The organism is Exiguobacterium sp. R-39, assembly GCF_049942815.1.
In the GTDB taxonomy this organism is placed as follows: Bacteria; Bacillota; Bacilli; order Exiguobacteriales; family Exiguobacteriaceae; genus Exiguobacterium_A.
In genome coordinates this window covers 1-25,768 of the sequence record NZ_CP187965.1, presented here as the reverse complement: position 1 = coordinate 25,768, position 25,768 = coordinate 1, and the positions used below count along the sequence as shown (strand labels likewise).

The window sequence follows — 25,768 nt, the reverse complement described above, 5'->3', positions numbered from 1 at the left end:
ATCGTATTTTAGTGGCACTTGTTTCGAGTGCTTTTTCATTATACTGTTTCATCGGTCCCGTTGCAACCCATTGCCCGTTTCTGTTGTTTCTTTTTCGCCCGAAGCTCCCGGAAAAATGTAGTCAGCATCTCGCCACACTCCTGTTCAAGGACACCACCTGTCAATTGTGACACATGATTGAACCGGTCATCCTGAACCAGATTCATCAACGTTCCGCAACAGCCGCCTTTCGGATCGACCGCTCCGAAGATGACGTGTTCGATCCGCGACAGCATGATGGCTCCGGCACACATCGGACAAGGTTCGAGTGTCACATAGAGTTCGCATCCTTCGAGACGCCAGTTGGCGAGCTTCCTGCAGGCTTCTTCGATCGCTAACAGCTCTGCATGCGCCGTCGCCTGATGATTCGTTTCCCGGTGGTTATAACCGGTCGCGATCACCTCATCCCCTTTAACAATGACACAACCAATCGGGACTTCTCCGATGGCTTTTGCTTTTTTTGCTTCCTCAATGGCAAGGTGCATATAGTGTTCATGCCGTTCCATCATCACACTTCCTATCTTTACAAAAATTCTCTCCGGGAAACTTCGGCAGGTGCCCCTGCTTTGTGCTAAAATATAAATTGCACTTTGCTGAACGGAGGGTAATTGAATATGTTCATAACGGTTGAAGGACCCATTGGTGTTGGAAAAACTTCACTTGCTAACGCCATCAGTCACCATTTCTCATTTTCTATGTTACGCGAAATCGTCGAAGAAAATCCCTTTCTTGGAAAGTTCTATGAAGACATTGAAGAATGGAGTTTCCAAACGGAAATGTTCTTCCTGTGTAATCGCTTTAAGCAACTCGATGATATCGAACGTCACTATCTCAGTAAGCAACGCTCTGTCGTCGCTGATTATCATATCTTTAAAAATCTTATTTTTGCCCATCGTTCTCTGAAAGTCGAGCACCTCGATAAGTACGAACAAATCTATTCGATCCTGACAACGGATATGCCTAAACCGGATGCCGTCATTTATTTAGATGCAAGCATCGACACATTGATGAAACGTGTTGCTTTACGAGGACGTGAGATTGAAGAAAACATGTCACGTGCTTACCTCGAACAACTGGCAGCTGATTACGAAACGTTCGTCACGGATTATCAATTCAAACATCCGGAAGTGAAAGTCATCCGTTTCAACGGAGATGAACTCGACTTCGTCAAACGTCCGGAAGATTTAGAATATGTCCTGACAAAGATCCGCAATGAATTATATGAAGGAGCGAACCACGCATGAACTCGAAGTTACGCGAAAAGTACAACATCCCGGCAGACGCCGTCATCACGATCGGCGGAATGGTCGGTATCGGTAAATCGACGATTACAAACGGTCTAGCAGACTCACTTGGTTTCCGGACATCTCTTGAAAAAGTCGATACGAACCCTTACCTCGACAAATTTTATCATGATTTCGAGCGGTGGAGCTTCCACTTACAAATTTACTTCCTTGCTGAACGCTTTAAGGAACAAAAGAAAATCTTCCAATACGGTGGCGGCTTTATTCAAGACCGTTCGATTTACGAAGATACAGGTATCTTTGCGAAGATGCATTTCGAAAAAGGAACGATGTCGCCAACAGACTATGAAACGTACTCGAGTTTATTTGACGCGATGGTCATGACACCGTTCTTCCCGCATCCGGATCTCCTGATTTATCTCGAAGGATCGTTTGAACAAGTTTTAGAGCGGATTCGTTTACGCGGACGCGAAATGGAACAACAAACGCCAATCGAGTATTGGGAAGAAATGTACGAACGCTATACGAACTGGATCAATAACTTCACAATCTGCCCTGTCCTTCGTCTATCGATTGACGAATACGATTTGTTGAACGAACCGGAATCCATCGAACGGATTTTATCAAAAATCGACAAACAACTTGAAGTTGCCCGCACAGCTAAAATCCGCTAATCCAAAAGCCCGTCGACGGTTAGGTCGACGGGCTTTTTTTCATGCTACGGTTACTTGTTCAATTTGAGCCCGGTGATGCAAATCGTGTTGCATCATGGCACCTAAAAAGTCGAGAAGCGAAATCGTTTTTCCTTTTGACGTGAATGTATCCGTCAACCGGTCTTCCGGAATCAGTTCAACGGCACGGTGCAACCGGTCACGGCTGACTAAAAATTCATCAATCGTCAAAATCCGTTGTTGTTCCCGGCTCATTTTTGCAGCCTCTTCGTTAACAGCCTCGCTGTCCGGTTTCACACGGAACGGCTCATTGGCCAAAATATATGGCAAGCGTTCCGCGACAAGGAACCGGTCCCACGGCGATAAATGACCAATGATTTCAGCGACTGTCCATTTCCCTTCCGCATAAGGTGTCCGCCATGCTTCTTCCGGTATATGTTCAAGACCACGAACAAAATCCATCGTGTCCTGATAATGCGTGAGTAACGTTTGTTTAGTGAGTGTCATAGTTGCTGCTCCTTTTTCTGTCTAAGATGTAGGAAAACATAGCATGCCACTCTCGATGGAAGCAATAAAAAAGCACCTCACCATGAATGGGAGATGCTTATATAAGCGGAGTCGGTGGGATTCGAACCCACGCGGGCCTTGCGACCCCTAACGGATTTCGAGTCCGTCCCCTTCAGCCGGGCTTGGGTACGACTCCATGTTACATGTAATTTTAGGTAAAAAAAAAGAAGTGGAGGAGGCGGTGGGATTCGAACCCACGCACGGCTTTCGCCGCCTGACGGTTTTCAAGACCGTTCTCTTAAACCACTTGAGTACGCCTCCAAGTTATATGTAGTTTTCAGGTAAAAAAAAAGAAATGGAGGAGGCGGTGGGATTCGAACCCACGCACGGCTTTCGCCGCCTGACGGTTTTCAAGACCGTTCTCTTAAACCACTTGAGTACGCCTCCGTACTTATAATTGCGCGTCGTGTTGTACGAGCGCCTTCCTGACATAAATTATGATAGCATCTTGGTTTTATTGTGTAAAGCCTTTTTCTAAAAAAACTTTTTAAAAAATCAGAAGGGGGAAATCTCCCCCTTCCTACTTATCCTTGAATGACTTCAAGACCGCCCATGTATGGACGAAGTACTTCTGGAATAACAACTGATCCATCTGCTTGTTGATAGTTCTCAAGAATTGCCGCTACCGTCCGTCCGACTGCAAGTGCAGATCCGTTTAACGTATGGACGAATTCCGGTTTGGCATTCGCTTCCCGACGGAAACGGATTTGTGCCCGGCGCGCTTGGAAATCTTCAAAGTTTGAGCAAGAAGAAATCTCACGGTACACACCTTGGCTCGGCATCCAAACTTCGATGTCATATTTCTTCGCAGCTGTGAAACCAAGATCTGCTGTACACATGCTTAAAACTTGATACGGAAGTTTGAGTAATTTCAGCACGTCTTCTGCTTGTCCTGTCAATAACTCAAGCTGTTCGTATGATTCTTCCGGTTTGACGAAGCGGACCAGTTCCACTTTGTTGAATTGGTGCTGACGGATCAAACCTCGGGTATCACGGCCGGCAGAACCTGCTTCAGACCGGAAACATTGGCTGTAGGCTGCATAACCGATTGGTAGTTGATCGGCTGACAGGATTTCTTCCCGGTGCATGTTCGTCACCGGTACTTCTGCTGTCGGGACAAGGAAATAGTTGGTGTCTTCGACTTTGAACGCATCTTCTTCAAATTTCGGAAGCTGTCCTGTTCCTGTCATAGAATCGCGGTTGACCATGAGTGGCGGAAGAATTTCCGTATAGCCGTTTTTATCCTGGTGTAAATCCATCATGAAGTTGATCAATGCCCGCTCGAGACGTGCACCGGCACCGCGGTAAAAGACGAATCGGCTGCCCGTTACTTTTCCGGCACGCTCGACATCAACGATTTTTAATTGCTCCATCAAATCCCAGTGCGGTACAGCTTCAAAATCAAATGCCGGTTTATCGCCGACTTCGCGGATGACGACATTATCGTCTTCCGTAGAACCGATTGGGACACTGTCATGGGGAATGTTCGGAATCCCGAGCAACAACAGGTTTAGTGTCGCTTCGACTTCACGCAATTCTTCATCAAGCGCTTTGACTTCATCGCCGACTTGACGCATCGCCGCAATCGCCTCATCCGCATTTTCTTTGTTGCGTTTCAGTTCTGCGATTTTTTTTGTTGCTTCATTGCGTTCTGCTTTTAGAACTTCTGTTTTCGCAATCAGTTCCCGGCGCTTTTCATCAAGTGCGAGGAACCGGTTCATGTCCGTCAAATCTTCCCCCCGGTGTGCTAGTTTTTCTTGGATTGCGTCAAAATCCTGACGCAGACGTTTAATATCAATCATCTTATTTCCTCCTTTTTTTCAATAAAAAAAGGCAATCCATCCCTCTCCGGTTCTAAAAAACCGAAGAGGGACGAATCACCTGGATCCGCGTTGCCACCCTCATTGCTAGTCGTACTAGCCAACTCTAAAGACGCGATAACGGGCGTACCCGCACCTTGTTCGCAAGGTGTGTGATCCGGCTCGATTCAAAGTATCCTTCTGACTAGTTCGCACCACCCACTAGCTCTCTTAACAGAATAAATGCTTCTACTTGGTCCGTTCATGACATCATTATGAGATTAGCTTTACTTTACACTATCCCCTTTAAGGTTGACAAGGGTTGGTTGATGAATCGCTTGACTGATTTTTTTGGACCAGGCCGAAACTGCACGGAACAAACGTGTCTGGAAGCTCGCCAGTTCAACTTTTTCAGCACTGGTTACGACAGCCTGAGGAACGGAAAAGCCGGGCAAGTACCGTCCGGCGTCCTCCACTTGGACCGTTCCGATGGCTTCACCCCGCTTTAAAGGGGCTTCGGCTTTTGAAAATTGAAAGACGGGCGTCTGGGGTTTCGGCTGATTTTTTAATACCGTCACGTATAAAGCTGTTTTCGTCACAACATCATAACGGGCTTGTTTTGCCCCTCGGATCGGTAAGGCGCCTTTAATTTGTTCTCCTTTTCCGTAATACGTCAACGGTTCAAAAGAAGAAAAACCATAATCGAGCAATTTTTTCGTTTCGGCGAATCGGGCTTTATCCGATTTGGTGCGCATGACGACCGAAACGAGCGTTAAATTCCCACGGGTTGCGACACTCGCAAAACAGTAACCGGCAAGATCCGTCGTTCCAGTCTTCATTCCCCGCATTCCGCTGTATACATACGGTTGACGCGGCAACATCTTATTAGAGTTTTCCACCTTCGCTCCATTGATTGTAATGAATGAACGTTTCGTCACATCTAATACATCCGGATAGTCTTGAATGTAACGGATGATCAAAAGCGAAATATCCATCGCCGTCATCAAGTTCGTTCCCGGTAATGTCGCATCGACAGCATCCAGTCCGGATGCATTTGCATATTCCGTGTCTTTCATTCCCAGTGCGGCCGCCGTTTCATTCATCCGTTCGACGAATTGTTTTTCCGTTCCAGCCATGACTTCTGCCAACAGGACGGCAGCATCGTTAGCCGATTTAATGAAGGCCGCATCATACAGTTCCCGAATCGTATACGTTGTTTTCCGAATCGGTAACCGGGCAATTCCTTGTGTTTTCGCAAGTTTCAACACTTTTCCACTTGGTCGAACCGTTTGATTCCACGACAGTTTTTTCTGCTCAATTTGCTGACGCACTAGATAAAGTGTCATCAATTTTGTCATCGAAGCCGGCGGTAACGACAACTCAGCCTGTTCAGCCAATAAGATCTTACCTGTCACAGCATCGACCATTATGTAAGATTCCGCCTGAATGTCCGGTGTTTCCGCATAGCCTGTCATCGGTGACAAACCAGCTGTCAGTATAAGTACACTCAGGAAGAGTGTGAAAAGACGTTTCATCGGTCCTCTCCTTCAAATGATGTTCTATCTTTTCAGTGTAGCACAAAAAAAGAAACCGACAGCCGGAAACTGACGGTTTCTCTGTTGCTTTTGATCAAACAGAAACAGCATTACGCTGTCTGATTTTTTGAATGAAATAGTCATGAAGACGTCGGTCTGACGTTAACTCCGGATGGAAGGAGCAGGCGAGATGGAGGTCCGTCTCGACGGCAACGGCCGCTGTTCCCAGCGTAGATAAGACGCGTACGCCTTCTCCGACCTGTTCGACAAAAGGAGCTCGGATGAAAACAGCTTCGATATCCTGCCCTACGCCTTCGACAATCAAAGATGTCTCAAAACTGTCGACTTGTCGCCCAAACGCATTTCGCTTTACTGTCATCGGGATGGCTCGTAAATGGGCAGGACTTTCACTCAATTCACTTGCCAGTAAAATCATTCCGGCACATGTACCGAACATCGGTAACGTATCAATTTGAAGCCGCAAGACATCGAGCAATCCATAGCGATCAATCAACCGGCGTATCGTCGTTGATTCCCCGCCCGGTAAGATTAAACCGTCGATCCCGTCCAAGTCCGCAGCCGACTTGACGATCATCGTTTTGACTCCGAGTGTATGAAGCATCTCCTGATGTTCCCGGACCGCGCCTTGGACACCTAATACACCAATTACCATCCGCGTGGTGCCATCCGTTCTTCAAACGGCATCGACGTCACATCGATTCCTTTCATCGCTGTGCCCAGTCCTCTCGAAAGATGGGCAATCCGTTCGAAATCATCTTTATACGTCACGGCTTCGACGATAGCTTTCGCCACGCGTTCCGGATGTTCCGATTTAAAGATACCAGAACCGACAAACACACCATCGGCTCCGAGATGCATCATCAAGGCGGCATCGGCCGGCGTCGCAATTCCACCCGCTGCAAAATTGACGACGGGAAGACGCCCTGCTGCTTGAATCTGTTGTAATACTTCGTAAGAGGCTCCCCACTCTTTACTGCGTGTCATCAATTCATCGGGTTGTGAATGAAGAATCTGCTGAAGTTGCGCTTGAATCTTCCGCATATGACGAACAGCTTCCACGACATTGCCCGTCCCCGGTTCCCCTTTTGTCCGGATCATGGCCGCTCCTTCTGCAATCCGTCGTGCTGCTTCCCCTAAATCACGTGCTCCACAGACAAACGGGACTGTAAACGCCGATTTCAACAAATGATATTCTTCATCTGCCGGCGTCAGGACTTCACTTTCATCGATAAAATCAACACCTAATGATTCAAGAACCCGTGCTTCCACGATATGTCCGATACGGCATTTCGCCATCACCGGAATCGACACGGCCTGCAAGACGTCTTCTGTAATGAGTGGATCAGCCATCCGGGCCACTCCACCGTCACGCCGGATGTCCGATGGTACCCGTTCAAGTGCCATGACTGCCACCGCACCGGCAGCTTCTGCGATTTTAGCCTGCTCCGCATTCACGACGTCCATGATGACACCACCCTTTTGCATTTCGGCCATCCCTCGTTTGACACGATCTGATCCTTGTTGTCGCTCCATCATTTTGAACTCCCCCTAGACATTGATAGTATTTCCAATCGCTGATACTTTTTAGTATATTCTTCGTTGACTATTTTAAAAGTATCAGTTTATGATGAATTAACCAGGTCAGTGAAAAGGAGACAATCTATGGACATGTTATCGTTTGAGTTAGTACGGGAGGGAAACCGTCCGTTGTATGAACAGCTGTATCAACAAATACGTCAGGAAATCATTGAAGGACGCCTGGCCTACGGGACGAAATTACCGTCAAAACGAAAGCTTGGCCAGTTTTTAAATCTCAGCCAGACGACCATTGAACTGGCTTATCAACAATTGGTCGCAGAAGGATATGTCGAATCCGTTTCCCGGAAAGGTTACTTCGTCTTAGCGTATGAAGAGCTGGCGTATGTTAAAACAACACCTTTGCCGACAAGCCAACGGACAAATCAAAAACCGACCATGCGGTACGATTTTCACCCAAGTAAAATCGACGGCTCCTCTTTTCCTTTTTCACGTTGGCGAAAACATGCCAAGGATGTCATCGATGAACAACATCAATCACTCGTCTCCCTCGGACATCCGCAAGGTGATTTAGCGTTACGTCTTGAGATTGCGACGTATCTTTATCATTCACGAGGGGTCGTCTGTTCTCCAGAACAGATCATCATTGGTTCCGGCGTCGAACAACTTCTGCCGCAAATCATCTTTTTGTTAGGAAAATCGACGACTTATGGTATTGAAGATCCAGGGTATCATGCGACACGCTTAATCCTTGAAAGTCATGAACGAAAGACCATTCCGATTCCTGTCGACCAAAACGGTTTAACGATTCATTCTCTGATTCAAAGTCCAGCCGATGTGATGTATGTGACACCAGCCCACCAGTTTCCGTCCGGCAGTATTCTGTCTGTCAATCGACGCCGGCAGCTGCTAAACTGGGCAGCTGAATCGGATAGCCGTTATATCATTGAAGATGATTATGACAGTGAATTCCGATACAGTGGAAAATCAATTCCTTCCTTGCACAGTATGGACAGTGAGCGGGTGATTTACCTGAGTACATTTTCAAAATCGTTAATGCCGTCCCTTCGAATCGGATATATGGTGCTGCCCCGCCCTTTACTAGAACGATATCAAACTGAATTTCCGTACTACACGTGCAGTGTCTCCCGATTTGATCAAACGATTTTGACACGCTTCATGAAAGAAGGCGACTTTGAGAAACATTTGAACCGGATGCGAAAAATCTACCGTCGGAAACTCGATGTCGTCGTTCACGCTCTCCGGGATGTTCCGTTTCTGCGATTGACGGGGGAAAGCGCCGGCCTTCATATCGTCCTTTCCGTCTCAAACGGAATGGACGAACAGGAGTTACTGCGACGGGCGAATGAATCTTCCATTCAAGTGTATGGTTTATCAGATTATGCCCAACTTCCGTTATCCACAGTTCATCCACAGATTGTTCTCGGATTTGCAAGTCTGACAGAACAACAGTTGAATCAAGGGCTTACTGAGCTCGTTTCAGCTTGGCAGTTACAGTAAGTTTATCCACAAGGTTATCCACAAAAAACCCTGCGACCTTCATTGGCCGCAGGGTTTTGAATTATTGACGCGTATAGTTTGAAGCTTCTTTTGTAATTTGAATGTCGTGAGGATGGCTTTCCTGTAAACCTGCACCTGTCATCCGGATAAACTGTGTTTCTTCACGTAATTCTTCAAGTGAAGCAGAACCACAGTATCCCATTCCTGAACGAATGCCTCCAACGAGTTGATAAACAGAGTCACCCAGTTTACCACGATATGCCACACGACCTTCGATTCCTTCTGGAACAAACTTCTTGTCGGCTTCTTGGAAATAACGATCTTGGCTACCGCGCTTCATTGAAGCTTCCGATCCCATACCACGATACGTCTTGAATTGACGACCTTGGTAAATTTCCATTTCTCCCGGACTTTCCTCTACACCAGCAAGCAAGCTACCCAACATGACAGCATGACCACCTGCTGCGAGTGCTTTGACGATATCCCCTGAATACTTGATTCCACCATCGGCGATAATCGAGACACCGTGCTTGCGGGCTTCTGTCGCACAATCAAAGACAGCTGTAATTTGCGGAACCCCGACTCCTGCAACGACACGTGTCGTACAAATTGATCCCGGTCCGATTCCGACTTTGATGACTGAAGCACCTGCTTCAATCAAATCACGTGTCGCTTCAGCTGTCGCCACGTTTCCTGCGATGATTGGCAAGTTCGGATATTCATCACGAAGTTCACGTACCTTCACGAGAACCCCTTCTGAGTGACCGTGCGCCGTATCGACGACCAATGCGTCAACTCCTGCATCTACGAGGAACTTGGCACGAACCGATGCATCTTTTGTGACACCGACAGCTGCTGCAACGAGCAGACGTCCAAATGAATCTTTTGCTGCATGTGGATATTGCTCAACTTTTTCAATATCCTTTGTTGTAATCAATCCTTTTAAAACACCGTTCTCATCAACGAGTGGCAATTTTTCAATCCGATGTTTGTGGAGAATCTGTTCTGCTTCTTCTAAAGAAGTACCGACTTTTGCTGTAACCAGTTCTTCTGTCGTCATGACGGTTTCGATGACGGTAGAGTAATCTTTTACGAAACGAAGATCACGATTCGTTAAGATACCGACCAGTTTACGCTCCGTTTCATTATTGACGATCGGAACACCGGAAATTCGGTATTTGCTCATCAAATATTCAGCATCATAGACTTGTCGTTCTGGCGTGAGATAAAAAGGATTTGTAATGACACCATTCTCAGAACGCTTAACACGATCCACATGCTCGGCTTGATCTTCCATCGACATATTCTTATGAATGACGCCGAGACCCCCTTGACGTGCCATTGCAATGGCCATTGGAGCTTCTGTTACAGTATCCATTCCAGCACTGATTAAAGGGATGTTTAATGTAATCCCTTCGCATAATGTTACTGACAAATCAACATCTCGCGGTAAGACACTTGAACGACGTGGTACGAGCAAGACGTCATCAAACGTCAAGCCTTCTTTAGCAAATTTGTTCTCCCACATGTTATCCACTCGCTTTCTCTTCTATAAAAGAATATTGATGTTATGGTAACAAGCGAGAGGTGTCATGTCAATGACTCCACCAATAATCAGAACAATCAGAAGTTTCACATAACACAAAAAGACCGACCTGCAAAATGCAGATCGGTCCTTTATTGGCCTGGCAACGTCCTATCCTCACAGGGGGAAGCCCCCAACTACTTTCGGCGTTCAAGTGCTTAACTTCCGTGTTCGGCATGGGAACGGGTGTGACCACTTGGCTATCGTCACCAGACGACGGGCTCGCGCCCTCAAAACTGAAGTCATCAACAATGCATCTGCTAGAACAAGGCCTCGACCGATTAGTATCACTCAGCTCCGCATGTCGCCATGCTTCCACCCGTGACCTATCTACCTCATCGTCTCTGAGGGGTCTTTCTTGATTACTCAAAGGGAAATCTCATCTTGGAGGGGGCTTCATGCTTAGATGCTTTCAGCATTTATCCCGTCCGCACGTAGCTACCCAGCGATGCTCCTGGCGGAACAACTGGTACACCAGCGGTGCGTCCATCCCGGTCCTCTCGTACTAAGGACAGCTCTCCTCAAATTTCCTGCGCCCACGACGGATAGGGACCGAACTGTCTCACGACGTTCTGAACCCAGCTCGCGTACCGCTTTAATGGGCGAACAGCCCAACCCTTGGGACCTACTCCAGCCCCAGGATGCGATGAGCCGACATCGAGGTGCCAAACCTCCCCGTCGATGTGGACTCTTGGGGGAGATCAGCCTGTTATCCCCAGGGTAGCTTTTATCCGTTGAGCGATGGCCCTTCCATGCGGAACCACCGGATCACTAAGCCCGACTTTCGTCCCTGCTCGACTTGTAGGTCTCGCAGTCAAGCTCCCTTCTGCCTTTGCGCTCTACGAATGATTTCCAACCATTCTGAGGGAACCTTTGGGCGCCTCCGTTACTGTTTAGGAGGCGACCGCCCCAGTCAAACTACCCGCCTGACACGGTCCTCCAGCCGGATGACGGCTGCGAGTTAGAGACTCTATGCATGAAGGGCGGTATCCCAAGGGTGACTCCTCCGAAGCTGGCGCTCCGGTCTCGACGTCTCCCGCCTATCCTGTACATCATGCACAAAGCCTCAATATCAGGCTGTAGTAAAGCTCCATGGGGTCTTTCCGTCCTGTCGCGGGTAACCTGCATCTTCACAGGTACTATGATTTCACCGGGTCTCTCGTTGAGACAGTGCCCAAATCGTTACGCCTTTCGTGCGGGTCGGAACTTACCCGACAAGGAATTTCGCTACCTTAGGACCGTTATAGTTACGGCCGCCGTTTACTGGGGCTTCGGTTCAAAGCTTCGCTTGCGCTAACCCATCCCCTTAACCTTCCAGCACCGGGCAGGCGTCAGCCCCTATACGTCATCTTGCGATTTAGCAGAGACCTGTGTTTTTGCTAAACAGTCGTTTGGGCCTATTCACTGCGGCTCTACTCATGTAGAGCGTCCCTTCTCCCGAAGTTACGGGACCATTTTGCCGAGTTCCTTAACGAGAGTTATCCCGCGCGTCTTAGAATTCTCATCCCGCCTACCTGTGTCGGTTTACGGTACTGGCACCTTCCACCTCACTAGAGGCTTTTCTTGGCAGTGTGAAATCGTGACCTTCGTCCCTACGGGACTCCGCATCGTTCCTCGACTTTGATGTCTGACGGATTTGCCAATCAGACGGTCTCGAAACTTACACATGCACTTCCATCCGCATGCGTCACTATCCTCCTGCGTCCCCCCATTGTTCAAACGGTGGATCGGTGGTACAGGAATATCAACCTGTTATCCATCGCCTACGCCTTTCGGCCTCGGCTTAGGTCCAGACTAACCCTGAGCGGACGAGCCTTCCTCAGGAAACCTTGGGCTTTCGACGGAGGGGATTCTCACCCCTCTTTTCGCTACTCACACCGGCATTCTCACTTCCAAACGCTCCACTGCTCCTTACGGTACAGCTTCACAGCGGTTTGGAACGCTCCCCTACCATTCCTTACGGAATCCGCAGCTTCGGTGGTATGTTTAGCCCCGTTACATTTTCGGCGCGGCGCCACTCGACTAGTGAGCTATTACGCACTCTTTGAATGGTGGCTGCTTCTAAGCCAACATCCTAGCTGTCTAGGCAGCGCCACATCCTTTTCCACTTAACATACACTTTGGGACCTTAGCTGGCGGTCTGGGCTGTTTCCCTCTTGACTACGGATCTTATCACTCGCAGTCTGACTCCCGAGTATAAGTTGCCGGCATTCGGAGTTTAACTGAATTCGGTAACCCTGTGGGGGCCCCTAGTCCAATCAGTGCTCTACCTCCGGAACTCTCAACCTCGAGGCTAGCCCTAAAGCTATTTCGGGGAGAACCAGCTATCTCCAGGTTCGATTGGCATTTCACCGCTACCCACACCTCATCCCCGCACTTTTCAACGTGCGTGGGTTCGGACCTCCAGTCAGTGTTACCTGACCTTCATCCTGGACATGGGTAGATCACCTGGTTTCGGGTCTACGACAACGCACTATGGCGCCCTATTCAGACTCGCTTTCGCTACGGCTCCGCCTCATCAGCTTAACCTCGCGCGCTATCGTAACTCGCCGGTTCATTCTACAAAAGGCACGCCATCACCCATTAACGGGCTCTGACTACTTGTAGGCATACGGTTTCAGGATCTATTTCACTCCCCTTCCGGGGTGCTTTTCACCTTTCCCTCACGGTACTGGTTCACTATCGGTCACTAGGGAGTATTTAGCCTTGGGAGATGGTCCTCCCGGATTCCGACGGGGTTTCACGTGTCCCGCCGTACTCAGGATCCACTCTGGAGGGAAAACAGTTTCAGCTACAGGGCTGTCACCTTCTTCGGCCGACCTTTCCAGGTCGTTCACCTACTGTCTTCCTTTTTGACTCCGTATAGAGTGTCCTACAACCCCGGAGAGCATGCTCTCCGGTTTGGGCTGTTCCCGTTTCGCTCGCCGCTACTCAGGGAATCGCATTTGCTTTCTCTTCCTCCGGGTACTTAGATGTTTCAGTTCCCCGGGTCTGCCTCACGCTACACTATGTATTCATGTAACATGTCCCATCCCATTACGGATGGTGGGTTCCCCCATTCGGAAATCCTCGGATCAAAGCATACTTACTGCTCCCCGAAGCATATCGCTGTTCGTCGCGTCCTTCATCGGCTCCTAGTGCCAAGGCATCCACCGTACGCCCTTCATACCTTGATCTAGCATTTTGGTATTCTAAGAACACACGTCTAATGACATGGTTATAAAAAATTTGATGTCTTGTTGATGTCTTCAGTTTTCAAGGTGCGAGTGTCTCTTGCGAGACGGAGAGACGAGCTCTCAAAACTGAACGATGGGCATGTCCCGTAAGGGACGTTTTCCTTAGAAAGGAGGTGATCCAGCCGCACCTTCCGATACGGCTACCTTGTTACGACTTCACCCCAATCATCTACCCCACCTTCGACGGCTGGCTCCTTGCGGTTACCTCACCGGCTTCGGGTGTTGCAAACTCTCGTGGTGTGACGGGCGGTGTGTACAAGACCCGGGAACGTATTCACCGCAGTATGCTGACCTGCGATTACTAGCGATTCCGACTTCATGCAGGCGAGTTGCAGCCTGCAATCCGAACTGGGAACGGCTTTCTGGGATTGGCTCCACCTCGCGGTCTCGCTGCCCTTTGTACCGTCCATTGTAGCACGTGTGTAGCCCAACTCATAAGGGGCATGATGATTTGACGTCATCCCCACCTTCCTCCGGTTTGTCACCGGCAGTCTCCCTAGAGTGCCCAACTAAATGCTGGCAACTAAGGATAGGGGTTGCGCTCGTTGCGGGACTTAACCCAACATCTCACGACACGAGCTGACGACAACCATGCACCACCTGTCACCCTTGTCCCCGAAGGGAAAACTTGATCTCTCAAGCGGTCAAGGGGATGTCAAGAGTTGGTAAGGTTCTTCGCGTTGCTTCGAATTAAACCACATGCTCCACCGCTTGTGCGGGTCCCCGTCAATTCCTTTGAGTTTCAGCCTTGCGGCCGTACTCCCCAGGCGGAGTGCTTAATGCGTTAGCTTCAGCACTGAGGGGCGGAAACCCCCCAACACCTAGCACTCATCGTTTACGGCGTGGACTACCAGGGTATCTAATCCTGTTTGCTCCCCACGCTTTCGCGCCTCAGCGTCAGTTACAGACCAAAGAGTCGCCTTCGCCACTGGTGTTCCTCCACATCTCTACGCATTTCACCGCTACACATGGAATTCCACTCTTCTCTTCTGTACTCAAGCCTTCCAGTTTCCAATGACCCTCCCCGGTTGAGCCGGGGGCTTTCACATCAGACTTAAAAGGCCGCCTGCGCGCGCTTTACGCCCAATAATTCCGGACAACGCTTGCCACCTACGTATTACCGCGGCTGCTGGCACGTAGTTAGCCGTGGCTTTCTCGCAAGGTACCGTCAAGGTACGAGCATTACCTCTCGTACTTGTTCTTCCCTTACAACAGAGTTTTACGATCCGAAAACCTTCATCACTCACGCGGCGTTGCTCCATCAGACTTTCGTCCATTGTGGAAGATTCCCTACTGCTGCCTCCCGTAGGAGTCTGGGCCGTGTCTCAGTCCCAGTGTGGCCGATCACCCTCTCAGGTCGGCTATGCATCGTCGCCTTGGTGGGCCATTACCCCACCAACTAGCTAATGCACCGCAAGGCCATCCCAAGGTGACGCCGGAGCGCCTTTCATCATCAGACCATGCGGTCTGAAGAACTATTCGGTATTAGCTCCGATTTCTCGGAGTTATCCCAATCCTTGGGGCAGGTTCCTTACGTGTTACTCACCCGTCCGCCGCTCATTCCCTTCACTTCCCTCCGAAGAGTTCCGTGAGCTTCCTGCGCTCGACTTGCATGTATTAGGCACGCCGCCAGCGTTCGTCCTGAGCCAGGATCAAACTCTCCATAAAGTGTTTGACTTGCTCGTTGTTGTGACCGGAGTCACGTTGACGAAGCTTGCGCTTCATTCATTGTTTGTATCCGAAGATACGTTTTTTGCCTCATCGTTCAGTTTTCAAAGTTCGTCCGCGCCTGTTTTGGCGACTCAATTAGAATACCAAGTCTGAAACAATAAGTCAACAACTTTTTGAAAGAAGTTTTTTCTTGTTTCCGGCAGTGCGCTCGTCCTCTTAAGGACAAGAAATAATATACCATGGGATTTATTATTGTACAAGTGTTTTTTTATAAAAAAGAAAAACTCTTTTTTCCATCGAATTTATGACGAAAAAGAGAGCGTTTCTTCTATATATAGTACACATGATGCTGGTCTTTAATCCATAAGCTGAATGATATTCAGTTGCCGTTCCTCCATCAAGTCTTTAACAATACGCTGATTATGTTCTTCATACGTAATCACCGGGCGGTCAAATACACTGTTTTTTCGGAGGACCGTTGCAATCTTCCCGTTACTCATCAAGACGCGATCACCTGATTCTATCGGTAATAATAACTGTCCAAGAAGCATGACATACTTCGAATCGTACTGCATAGGTCGCGCTTTTAAATGACAGTACGCATCATAGACCTTATAAGTTTCACGGTATGGGCGCCAACTGGTCATGGCTGCAAAGACATCCGCTACGATGAACAGTCTCGTATGATCCATGATTTTATCCCCTTTGACTTTCAAAGGATATCCGGAACCGTCCAGCCGCTCATGATGTTGAACGATCATCCGTTTCACTGTATCGGAGATGATGTTCTCTTTTTGTAAAGCTTGGAACGCCATCGCAGGATGACGGTGAAAGATTTCTTGTTGCATCGCTTCATACCGCTTTGTGTGACGCCATTCCATGATACGGGCCAATCCACAGTCCGCAAAATAGGACGCCACCCATAAATCATGAATCATCTTGCGCTCTTTTCCGGCTGCTTCCGCAAGCAATTGAGCAATCGCTCCCCGGTAAATTGCATGTCGCACGGTGTACGCTTCTGTTCCTCGCTCCAGGAAGTACGGTAAGATATCTTCCCGTCGCACCAGATCCGGCATGGATTCCTTCACCCATCTCAACGCATCATAGACATTTGGAACTAATCCTTGCTCCCAGGAAGTGAATACCTGATTGTAGGTTTCAATCAACGGATCAAATAGACTGTCTTCTTCTATCTCTTCCAGTTCCTGATCGGTCATCGATGCTTCCATCATCCCTTCAGGCCGTTCCTCGATATCTACTTCTTTAATCAAAAATCGTTTGATTCGTCGTAACTCATCTGTTCCAATCTTTTTTCCAGCTTCAACGATTGGAATATCCGTATGTAAAAACAGAGACTCGGTTATCCGGTCACCAAGAATAAGTCGCTCACTTGCCACGCGCATCGTTGTCTCGTTCCTTCCCTTGAGTGATTTTTTAGAAAAACAGCAGAGTAAAGACAAGATTGTCCCCACTCTGCTGTACATCGTCCTACTTCGTTTTATTCTTCTGTCGGCTCAGCATCGCTGTTCATCTCAGAAGTTGAAACGGTCTGTTCTTCCAAACTCGTTTCGCCTTCTTCTAATACAGCATTTTCTTCCTCGACAGCATCTTCTTTTTTCAGTTTTGCAACTGTCGCGACACGATCGCCTTCTTCGATTCGAATCACTTTGACCCCTTGTGCATTACGTCCGACACTTGAGATGTTTTGTGAATCGGTCCGAATGACGATGCCGCTTTCCGTCATGATCATGATGTCATCATCGACATCAACAATCCGGAGCGCAACAATTTGTCCGACACGGTCTGTCACTTTACTGGCAATCAATCCTTTACCACCACGTGACTGGGTGCGGAACTCTGTCATTGGTGTCCGTTTCCCGAAACCTTTTTCCGTAATGACGAGTACATCCTGCTCATCACGGGCCAGTTCCATTCCGATGACGATAGCGTCTGCCGATAAGTTCATCGCTTTGACGCCTCGAGCACCACGTCCCATTGAGCGAACGTTCGTAATTGGGAAGCGGATCGCTTTTCCGGTATTGGAGACAGTAAAGACCTCATCTTCCGTCGAAGCAAGACGAACCGATGTCAATTCATCATCTTCAAACAGACGAATCGCAATCAATCCATTTTTATTGATCCGGGCGTAAGCAGATAACGGTGAACGTTTGACCCGACCTTTGCGCGTCATAAAGATCAACGATTTCTGTTCATCCTGCATCACTTCTTCTGCATCGAGTGATTCTTCCGGTTCTTCAAGACTGTCCGGTGCCTCTTCCGAAGTGACTTCGACATCAATGATGTTCTCAGTCGCTTCCGCTGCCTCTTGTTCTTCAAGGTAACGTTTGAAGTTGACCGGAATCATCGTTTCGACCTTCTCATCGCGTTCGATTTGAATCAAGTTGATGATTGGTACACCTTTCGAAGTCCGGCTCATCTCCGGTACTTCATACCCGCGAATCCGGTAGACTTTTCCACGATTCGTAAAGAAGAGAATCGTATCATGTGTCGAACACGACAACAGACGGGTTACATAATCCGTATCGTTCGTGCCAATTCCTTGGACACCACGTCCGCCGCGGCGCTGCGCGCGGTACGAATCCGTCGTCAAACGTTTGATGTAGCCGCTGCTCGTCAACGTAATGATGATATCTTTTTCCGGAATCAAATCTTCATCTTCGAATTCGATGTGGTCCATCCGAATTTCAGTCCGGCGTTGATCGTTGAAGCGTTCTTTCACTTCTTCGAGTTCTGTCCGGATTAATTCAAGCAAAACTTCATCGCTTTCGAGGATTGTTTTAAGTTCCGTAATCAATTGCATGATTTCGTCATACTCCGCATCAATCTTCTCACGCTCAAGTCCCGTTAACCGTTGCAGACGCATATCAAGAATCGCCTGCGATTGTTTCTCGGATAAAGCAAACCGGTCCATCAACTGTTCCCGGGCAGCATCCGCTGTCCGGTTCGCACGGATGATCTTGATGACTTCATCGAGATGATCAAGGGCAATCCGTAAACCAGCTAAGAGGTGTTCCCGTGCTTCTGCTTTCTCGAGATCAAACTGCGTCCGGCGACGGACGATTTCTTTTTGGTGCTCGAGATAGTGATACAACATTTCTTTCAGCGTCAATGTACGCGGACGGCCACTGACGATTGCCAGCATGTTCACACCAAATGTCGTCTGCATCGACGTTTGTTTATAGAGGTTGTTAAGAATGACACTCGCGTTGGCATCACGGCGAATCTCCATGACGATACGCATACCGCGGCGATCGGATTCATCACGTAAATCAGTGATACCTTCGATTTTCTTCTCACGGACGAGATCGGCAATCTTTTCAACGAGACGGGCTTTGTTGACCTGGTACGGCAACTCCGTCACGATGATCCGTTCACGATCTTTTTTCGTCTGCTCGATTTCGGCTTTTGCCCGAACGATGATCGATCCGCGTCCGGTTTCATAAGCACGTCGGATTCCGCTGCGTCCCAGGATCTCACCGGCTGTCGGGAAATCTGGTCCTGGAATATGCTGCATCAGTTCGGAAATCGTGATGTCCGGATTATGCGACAAGGCAAGGACACCATCGATGACTTCACCGAGTTGGTGAGGCGGAATGTTCGTCGCCATCCCGACCGCAATCCCGCTCGAACCGTTGACGAGTAAGTTCGGGAAGCGGGATGGTAACACTTCCGGTTCCCGTTCCGATCCATCGTAGTTATCTTTGAAATTGACGGTATTTTTATTGATATCGCGAATGATTTCCATCGCGATTTTTGACATACGGGCTTCCGTATATCGCATGGCAGCGGCTGAATCGCCGTCGACAGAACCAAAGTTTCCGTGACCATCGACGAGTTCATACCGGTAACTGAAGTCCTGCGCCATCCGAACCATCGTGTCGTAAACAGCAGAATCACCGTGCGGGTGATACTTACCGATGACTTCACCGACGATACGGGCAGACTTCTTATGCGGTTTATCCGCGCGGATACCAAGGTCATTCATCGCATATAAAATACGACGATGACCCGGTTTTAAACCGTCACGGACATCCGGTAAAGCACGTGCGACGATAACGCTCATCGCATAATCCATGAAGGATGTACGCATTTCTTGACTGATGTTGATATCTTTAATGATCCCTTGTTGATCGGACATTCGTATGGCCACCCTCTCTATTCAACGTTAAATATCCAAGTTCTTCACATAGTGGGCGTGCGACTGGATAAAGTCACGACGTGGTTCTACCTGGTCTCCCATCAAAATGTCAAAGACCTCATCTGCTTCGATCGCGTCCTGTAATTCGACACGCAGCATTTGACGACCACTCGGATCCATCGTGGTTTCCCACAGTTGCTCCGGATCCATCTCACCGAGACCTTTGTAACGCTGAATGTCGTATCGTGCGTTTTCCGGAAGTGCTGCTAATGCTTCGTTCAACTCACGTTCGTTGTGAACGTACGTGATGTTCTTCCCTTGTTTGATTCCGTAAAGCGGCGGTTGCGCAATATAGACATAGCCGTGCTCGACAAGCGGACGCATGTAACGGTAGAAGAATGTCAATAACAGTGTCCGGATGTGGGCACCATCGACGTCGGCATCGGTCATGATGATGACTTTGTGATACCGGGCTTTTTCGATATTGAATTCAGAACCGATACTTGTTCCGAGCGCCGTAATGATCGTCCGGATTTCGTTACTGCCGAGAATCTTATCAAGGCGTGCTTTTTCGACGTTCAAGATCTTACCTCGGATCGGTAAGATGGCTTGGAAATGACGATCACGTCCAGATTTCGCTGAACCACCCGCCGAGTCACCCTCAACGATGTAGATTTCGGAAATCGTCGCATCACGTGATGAACAGTCGGCAAGCTTTCCTGGAAGTGAACTCACTTCAAGGACTCCTTTGCGTCGTGTTAATTCACGGGCACGTTTCGCAGCCATCCGGGCACGGGACGCCATCATTCCTTTTTCGACGATTGCACGGGCACTTGTCGGGTTCTCCATCATGAACTGTTCAAACGCAGACGAGAACAACGTATCCGTTGCCGTCCGTGCATCCGAGTTCCCAAGTTTCGTTTTCGTCTGTCCTTCGAACTGTGGATTCGGGTGTTTGATCGAGACGATTGCCGTCATCCCTTCACGCACATCTTCCCCGGACAACGTACCGTCGGCTTCTTTCATCAGACCGAATTTTTTCGCGTAATCATTGATGACACGTGTCAAAGCCGTTTTAAAACCGGTTTCGTGTGTTCCACCTTCATGTGTCGGGATATTGTTCGTGAACGAGTAGATGTTGGCTGCAAAACCATCGTTATATTGCAATGCCACTTCAACTTCAATCCCGTCCCGGTTACCGTGAACATACACCGGTTCTTCGTGGACGACTTCCTTCGAACGGTTTAAATGCTCGACGTACGACTTGATTCCGCCCTCGTAATGGAAACTGCGCGTAATCGGTTCGTCCGCACGATCATCCGTAATCTCGATCGTCAGTCCTTTATTTAAGAATGCCAGCTCACGAAGTCGTGTCGCAAGCAAATCATAATCATATTCGAGTGTTTCCTGGAAGATCTCATCATCCGGGAAGAAACGAATCATCGTCCCGGTTTCTTCCGACGTACCGATAATCTCTAAATCCGCAGCAGGTACACCGCGGTGATACGCCTGGTAATACAGTTTTTCATTCCGTTTGACGAAAACTTCAAGTTTCGTCGAGAGTGCGTTAACGACAGATGCCCCAACACCGTGAAGACCACCAGATACTTTGTATCCGCCGCCGCCGAATTTACCGCCGGCGTGAAGGACTGTCAGGATGACTTCGACTGCCGGACGTCCCATTTTTTCCTGGATATCGACCGGAATTCCCCGTCCGTTATCTTCAACCAAAATCGAATTACCCGGTTCAATCGTAACTTTGATCGTATCGCAATACCCTGCAAGTGCTTCATCGATCGAGTTATCGACGATTTCCCATACTAAATGGTGAAGCCCCTTCGATGCAGTCGATCCGATATACATACCCGGACGTTTCCGAACGGCTTCTAGACCTTCAAGCACCTGAATCTGATCGGCACCGTACCCTTGTTCTAATTCCATATCTTCATGATTACTCATCGGTTTTCTCACCTACTATTTCTTTGTATGATGTCTCTTCCAAAATGACGGCCCCCTGTTTCACGTGGAACAACTTCGCCTGTTTGATCGTTTCATGTGCGATTCCATCGACACTCGTGGTCGTCAGAATGGTTTGCACTTTTTGTTGCATCGTATCGAGCAAATGGGTTTGACGATGATCATCGAGCTCGGATAAGACATCGTCGAGAAGTAGCAACGGATATTCCCCCACTTCTTCATGAATCAATTCAATCTCTGCTAATTTCAAAGAGAGTGCTGCTGTCCGTTGTTGTCCTTGTGAACCATAGGTCTGGACATTCCGACCGTTGACTTCCATTTCGAAGTCATCCCGATGCGGACCGAACAGGGTCACACCTCTTCGGATTTCGTTTGTCTTTATTTTACCAAACTTCTGCACGTAAGAAGCAGTCATTCCTTCAACATCGAGCAAATCATTGCTAAATGTATCCGAACGGTAAATAAGGACGAGCTGTTCCTGTCCACGACTGATTCCTTCATGAATCGGACGTGCCCACTTTTCCAGCTGGGCAATGAAGTGATGACGGCGCTGAACGATTTTAACGGCAAGCGTAATCATCTGCTCCGTCAAGACATCGAGGAACGTCTCATCTCCACCTTTGATCGATAACTGTTTCAGCAATGCATTCCGCTGTTTGAGAACTTTTAAATACTGACTGAGTTCATGTAGATAGACCGGACTGACCTGACCAATTTCCATATCCAAAAAGCGACGTCTGATTTGTGGACTGCCTTTGACGATGTGTAAGTCTTCTGGTGCAAACAGCACGATATTCAACGCACCGACATAATCACTGAGCCGGCGCTGTTCGAGATGATTCAGCTTCGCTTTTTTACCGCGACTCGAAATCGCGATTTCCTGCGAGTGAGATCCTCTTCTTTTATGAATCCGTCCTTCGACACGAGCTGTCTCGGCATCCCACTGGATCAATTCTTTGTCATGCGTCGTCCGGTGAGACTTCGCAAGGGCAAGAACATAAATGGCTTCCAGGAGATTCGTCTTCCCTTGCGCATTCTCCCCAATCAGCACATTCGTCTTTTCTGAAAAAGATAATTCCAACGACTCATAGTTGCGATAGTGACTGAGCCGGACCGAATCTAGTCGCACGTTAGTTTCCCTCGTTCTTAATGATGAACTGACCGTAATCTTCTACGTCAATCACATCTCCATCCCGTAATTTACGACCGCGTCGCTGATCGACTTCACCGTTGACAAGAATGGGTACCTCGGCGAGGAACGGTTTAGCTTGTCCACCGCTCGAGATGATATCAGAAAGTTTCAGGAACTGACCTAATGTGACATATTCTGTTGAAATCTTGATTTGATTCATGGTTTGACTCCTCCTACCTACATATTATAAATGACGTACTCTTTATTGTACTAAAAAACTTACGATTTGGCAAAATGAACGAACGTATATACGGATTTCAAAAAAAGCCCAAGGAACTTAGAAGGTTCCTTGGGTATGAATCATGCTGTTCGAACAGGAAGAATCAGTTGCAGGACGTTGTCTTGGTCAACCGGATGCAGGATGAACGGTCGGATCGAACCGGTGAACTGGATTTCGATATCCGTCGCATCGAGTGCCTTTAACGCATCCATCATATATTTCGAGTTGAACGAGATTTTCAGTTCTTCTCCTTCAAGCGATAAGATACTGACTTGTTCCGACACTTTACCGACTTCCGGTGAGTGCGAAGAAATTTCGACTGCCGTCGTGCCTTCTGCTGCGAACTTGATGACGTTGTTGCGGTCTTCCCGTGCAAGCAGTGACGCACGGTCGATTGCTTGAAGTAATTCCTTCGCATTCATGCGGACTGCCGTGCGGTACTCTTCCGGAATCAAACGGGATGTATCCGGATAGTTGCCGTCAAGCAGACGCGAGAAGAATAAGACGTGTTTCATCTTAAACAGGATCTGTTGATTCGTAATCGTAATGTCGACGTGACCATCACTAAGTAATTTAGATAATTCGTTTAAGCTTTTTCCAGGTACGATGACGTTTTGGAACGAAATCTCGTTGTCCGTCTCAAATTGTGCCCGTCGTAACGCCAGTCGGTGACTGTCTGTCGAGACGCATGTCAGGATGTCCTTGTCCGCCGAGAAGTTAACACCCGTCAATACAGGACGTGTTTCCTGTACAGCAACGGCAAAACTCGTTTGACGGATCATTGACCGTAACAAATCAGCCGGTAAACGGAACTGTTGTCCGCCGTCGACTTGCGGTAAGCGCGGGAATTCATCAGGATCAAGTCCGTTCAGATGAAATTCTGCCGTACCCGATTGAATCCGTGTCATGAAGTTTGGTGAAACTTCAAGGATCACTTCATCTGTGGGTAACTTCTTAACGATATCCCCAAAGAAGCGGGCATTCAAGACGACACTGCCTGCACGATGGACCGTGACATAGGAAGTACCGTTCTCTTCTGCATAGATGGTCCGTTCGATTGAGATTTCCGTATCGCTTCCTGTCAGCGTCATACCGTCTCCGTGGGCTTCGAGTTTGATTCCCGTTAAGATCGGAATCGTTGTCCGGGATGAAACAGCTTTTGCTACATCTTGAATTGCTTGGATTAAAGTATCCCGTTGAATTGTAATATGCATATTGTCGTTAAGCTCCTCTCAAAATGGGCGTTACATCATCATAACATAATAATATATTTTTTTAATAATAGTATTAGGGGCTGTGGATAGTGTGGATAAGTCGGTGGATAACTTGGTATAGAGCCAAAACGCGTGTGGATAACTTGTGGATAACTAGCCTCTTTTATCCACAGCTTATCCACAGGTTTACGAATGTTTCAATTCATGCTTGATTTGTTCGATGACTTTTCCCGTTTCTCCATCCGATTTGACAAGTGTACTGATTTTTTCGTGTGCATGAATGACAGTCGTGTGATCACGTCCCCCAAACTCCTCACCAATCTTCGGCAATGAGCTTTCTGTCATCTCCCGCGACAGGTACATGGCAATCTGCCGGGGGAAAGCAATCGACTTCGTCCGTTTTTTAGCTTTTAAGTCATCAAACGGCAGATTAAAGTGTTTACTGACCGATTCCTGAATATCACGAATCGTGACTTTCCGTGGTTCACTCGCAGGCATGATATTATGCAATGCTTCAGCGGCAACATTCGGATCAATGGTGCGTCCGACCAGGTTGGCGTAGGCAATGACGCGGGTTAAGGCCCCTTCGAGTTCCCGAATGTTCGTATCGATCTGGCTCGCGATATAGAGCATAACTTCATTGGAAACATCCAGTTGTTCCGCATTCGCTTTTTTACGAAGAATCGCAATTCGTGTTTCGAGATCCGGTGGTGTGATGTCTGTAATCAAACCCCACTCGAAACGGGAACGCAACCGGTCTTCAAGCGTCGGAATTTCTTTAGGTGGACGGTCACTCGAGATGATGATTTGTTTCTGATCGTTATGCAAGGCATTAAACGTGTGGAAAAACTCTTCCTGCGTCTGCTCTTTTCCGGCAAGAAACTGAATATCATCGATTAATAGAACATCGATGTTGCGATATTTATTGCGGAACTGAACCGTTTTATTATCCCGAATGGAGTTGATGAAGTCGTTCGTAAACTGTTCAGAGGAAACGTACGCGATTTTTGTCCCCAGCTTCTGGTCCTGAACATATTGACCAATCGCATGCATCAAGTGCGTTTTCCCCAGTCCGACGCCACCATAGATGAAAAGCGGATTGTACGCTTTAGCCGGGGCTTCCGCTACAGCTAACGAAGCAGCGTGTGCAAAACGATTACCTGATCCGATGACAAACGTATCGAACGTATATTTTTCATTCAACTGTCCGAGTTCACTCATGACCAGTTCATCAGAGGACTTACGGGCCTTTTGTGTTTTAGTCTTCGCCGGTGCGACTTCGATCACTTCTTCTTCCTCATTTTGACGATCGAGCATATGTTTTGCTTGACCTTCCTCGATGAACTGAATATCAAGCCGGCTTCCTGTCACTTCTTCGACGGTATCTTCTAATAGAGATAAGTACTGACGTTCCAACCAGGTGACGGTAAATGCGGCTGGTGCCGAGACGATTAACGTCGTGCCGTTGAGCGTGACCCCTTCGGTAGACTTTAACCACATGTCGTAACTCGCTTTTGGGGTACGTTGTTCTTCCTCGATTACAGATAATACATTGTGCCAAAGTTCGGCAGCGTTTTTCAT

Annotated in this window: 17 protein-coding genes, 3 tRNA genes, 3 rRNA genes and 1 other annotated feature; of the genes, 3 read left to right on the top strand and 20 right to left on the bottom strand. The window is 48.1% G+C overall.

Features of this window, described 5'->3' with window-relative positions:
• Positions 1-38: 38 nt before the first annotated feature.
• Positions 39-545, bottom strand: coding sequence for a tRNA adenosine(34) deaminase TadA (gene tadA, locus ACP26N_RS00115; protein WP_131504504.1), 507 nt, complete (start codon positions 543-545; stop codon positions 39-41).
• Between the two features lie 108 nt (positions 546-653).
• Between tadA and ACP26N_RS00110 the strand changes: the two genes are divergently transcribed.
• Both ACP26N_RS00110 and ACP26N_RS00105 read left to right on the top strand, forming a co-directional pair.
• Positions 654-1,283, top strand: a complete 630-nt coding sequence (locus ACP26N_RS00110) for a deoxynucleoside kinase (RefSeq protein ID WP_131504505.1) — start codon at positions 654-656, stop codon at positions 1,281-1,283.
• A complete protein-coding gene (locus tag ACP26N_RS00105; RefSeq protein ID WP_012368928.1) occupies positions 1,280-1,957 on the top strand; it encodes a deoxynucleoside kinase in 678 nt (225 codons plus the stop codon). Before ACP26N_RS00110 ends, ACP26N_RS00105 begins: the two co-directional genes overlap by 4 nt.
• Positions 1,958-1,996: 39 nt before the next feature.
• Here ACP26N_RS00105 and ACP26N_RS00100 read toward each other — a convergent pair whose 3' ends face one another.
• From ACP26N_RS00100 to pdxS, 8 genes are all read right to left on the bottom strand, one after another.
• Positions 1,997-2,461, bottom strand: a complete 465-nt coding sequence (locus tag ACP26N_RS00100; protein WP_131504506.1) for a DinB family protein — start codon at positions 2,459-2,461, stop codon at positions 1,997-1,999.
• A gap of 106 nt (positions 2,462-2,567) precedes the next feature.
• A tRNA-Ser gene (locus tag ACP26N_RS00095) sits at positions 2,568-2,657 on the bottom strand.
• Between the two features lie 34 nt (positions 2,658-2,691).
• Positions 2,692-2,782: transfer RNA gene (locus tag ACP26N_RS00090), tRNA-Ser, on the bottom strand.
• Positions 2,783-2,817: 35 nt separating this feature from the next.
• Positions 2,818-2,908, bottom strand: a tRNA-Ser gene (locus tag ACP26N_RS00085).
• A gap of 137 nt (positions 2,909-3,045) precedes the next feature.
• Positions 3,046-4,323: a serine--tRNA ligase gene (gene serS, locus ACP26N_RS00080; protein WP_131504507.1), complete on the bottom strand. Its 1,278-nt coding sequence runs from the start codon at positions 4,321-4,323 to the stop codon at positions 3,046-3,048.
• A gap of 63 nt (positions 4,324-4,386) precedes the next feature.
• Positions 4,387-4,595, bottom strand: a binding site (T-box leader).
• Between the two features lie 12 nt (positions 4,596-4,607).
• Positions 4,608-5,855, bottom strand: a complete 1,248-nt coding sequence (locus ACP26N_RS00075) for a D-alanyl-D-alanine carboxypeptidase family protein (RefSeq protein WP_131504508.1) — start codon at positions 5,853-5,855, stop codon at positions 4,608-4,610.
• 94 nt (positions 5,856-5,949) lie between these two features.
• A complete protein-coding gene (pdxT, locus tag ACP26N_RS00070) occupies positions 5,950-6,528 on the bottom strand; it encodes a pyridoxal 5'-phosphate synthase glutaminase subunit PdxT (protein WP_131973723.1) in 579 nt (192 codons plus the stop codon).
• Positions 6,522-7,409 carry a pyridoxal 5'-phosphate synthase lyase subunit PdxS gene (pdxS, locus tag ACP26N_RS00065; RefSeq protein ID WP_188005395.1) on the bottom strand — a complete coding sequence of 296 codons (888 nt, stop codon included), beginning with the start codon at positions 7,407-7,409 and terminating at the stop codon, positions 6,522-6,524. The genes pdxT and pdxS overlap by 7 nt, the downstream gene beginning before the upstream one ends.
• Before the next feature lie 129 nt (positions 7,410-7,538).
• Between pdxS and ACP26N_RS00060 the strand changes: the two genes are divergently transcribed.
• Positions 7,539-8,933, top strand: coding sequence for a PLP-dependent aminotransferase family protein (locus tag ACP26N_RS00060; protein WP_131973721.1), 1,395 nt, complete (start codon positions 7,539-7,541; stop codon positions 8,931-8,933).
• A gap of 61 nt (positions 8,934-8,994) precedes the next feature.
• Here the strand turns inward: ACP26N_RS00060 and guaB are convergent, their stop codons facing one another.
• From guaB to dnaA, 11 genes are all read right to left on the bottom strand, one after another.
• Positions 8,995-10,461: an IMP dehydrogenase gene (gene guaB, locus ACP26N_RS00055; RefSeq protein WP_012368922.1), complete on the bottom strand. Its 1,467-nt coding sequence runs from the start codon at positions 10,459-10,461 to the stop codon at positions 8,995-8,997.
• Between the two features lie 155 nt (positions 10,462-10,616).
• Positions 10,617-10,732, bottom strand: a 5S ribosomal RNA gene (gene rrf / locus ACP26N_RS00050).
• A gap of 47 nt (positions 10,733-10,779) precedes the next feature.
• Positions 10,780-13,694 (bottom strand): 23S ribosomal RNA (locus ACP26N_RS00045).
• 166 nt (positions 13,695-13,860) lie between these two features.
• Positions 13,861-15,422: ribosomal RNA gene (locus ACP26N_RS00040) — 16S ribosomal RNA — on the bottom strand.
• The 16S, 23S and 5S rRNA genes sit together here, the layout of an rRNA operon.
• A gap of 359 nt (positions 15,423-15,781) precedes the next feature.
• Positions 15,782-16,828, bottom strand: a complete 1,047-nt coding sequence (locus ACP26N_RS00035; protein ID WP_426354385.1) for an HD-GYP domain-containing protein — start codon at positions 16,826-16,828, stop codon at positions 15,782-15,784.
• Between the two features lie 95 nt (positions 16,829-16,923).
• Positions 16,924-19,584, bottom strand: coding sequence for a DNA gyrase subunit A (gyrA, locus tag ACP26N_RS00030; RefSeq protein WP_426354383.1), 2,661 nt, complete (start codon positions 19,582-19,584; stop codon positions 16,924-16,926).
• A gap of 27 nt (positions 19,585-19,611) precedes the next feature.
• Positions 19,612-21,525, bottom strand: a complete 1,914-nt coding sequence (gyrB, locus tag ACP26N_RS00025; RefSeq protein WP_200868725.1) for a DNA topoisomerase (ATP-hydrolyzing) subunit B — start codon at positions 21,523-21,525, stop codon at positions 19,612-19,614.
• 10 nt (positions 21,526-21,535) lie between these two features.
• Positions 21,536-22,690 (bottom strand): DNA replication/repair protein RecF, encoded by a 1,155-nt coding sequence (gene recF, locus ACP26N_RS00020; RefSeq protein ID WP_426354381.1) that lies wholly within the window; start codon positions 22,688-22,690, stop codon positions 21,536-21,538.
• A 1-nt stretch (position 22,691) separates the two neighbouring features.
• Positions 22,692-22,913, bottom strand: coding sequence for a S4 domain-containing protein YaaA (yaaA, locus tag ACP26N_RS00015; protein WP_012368917.1), 222 nt, complete (start codon positions 22,911-22,913; stop codon positions 22,692-22,694).
• Positions 22,914-23,053: 140 nt separating this feature from the next.
• Positions 23,054-24,187 carry a DNA polymerase III subunit beta gene (gene dnaN / locus ACP26N_RS00010; RefSeq protein ID WP_012368916.1) on the bottom strand — a complete coding sequence of 378 codons (1,134 nt, stop codon included), beginning with the start codon at positions 24,185-24,187 and terminating at the stop codon, positions 23,054-23,056.
• A 186-nt stretch (positions 24,188-24,373) separates the two neighbouring features.
• Positions 24,374-25,768 (bottom strand): chromosomal replication initiator protein DnaA, encoded by a 1,395-nt coding sequence (dnaA, locus tag ACP26N_RS00005; RefSeq protein WP_114596780.1) that lies wholly within the window; start codon positions 25,766-25,768, stop codon positions 24,374-24,376.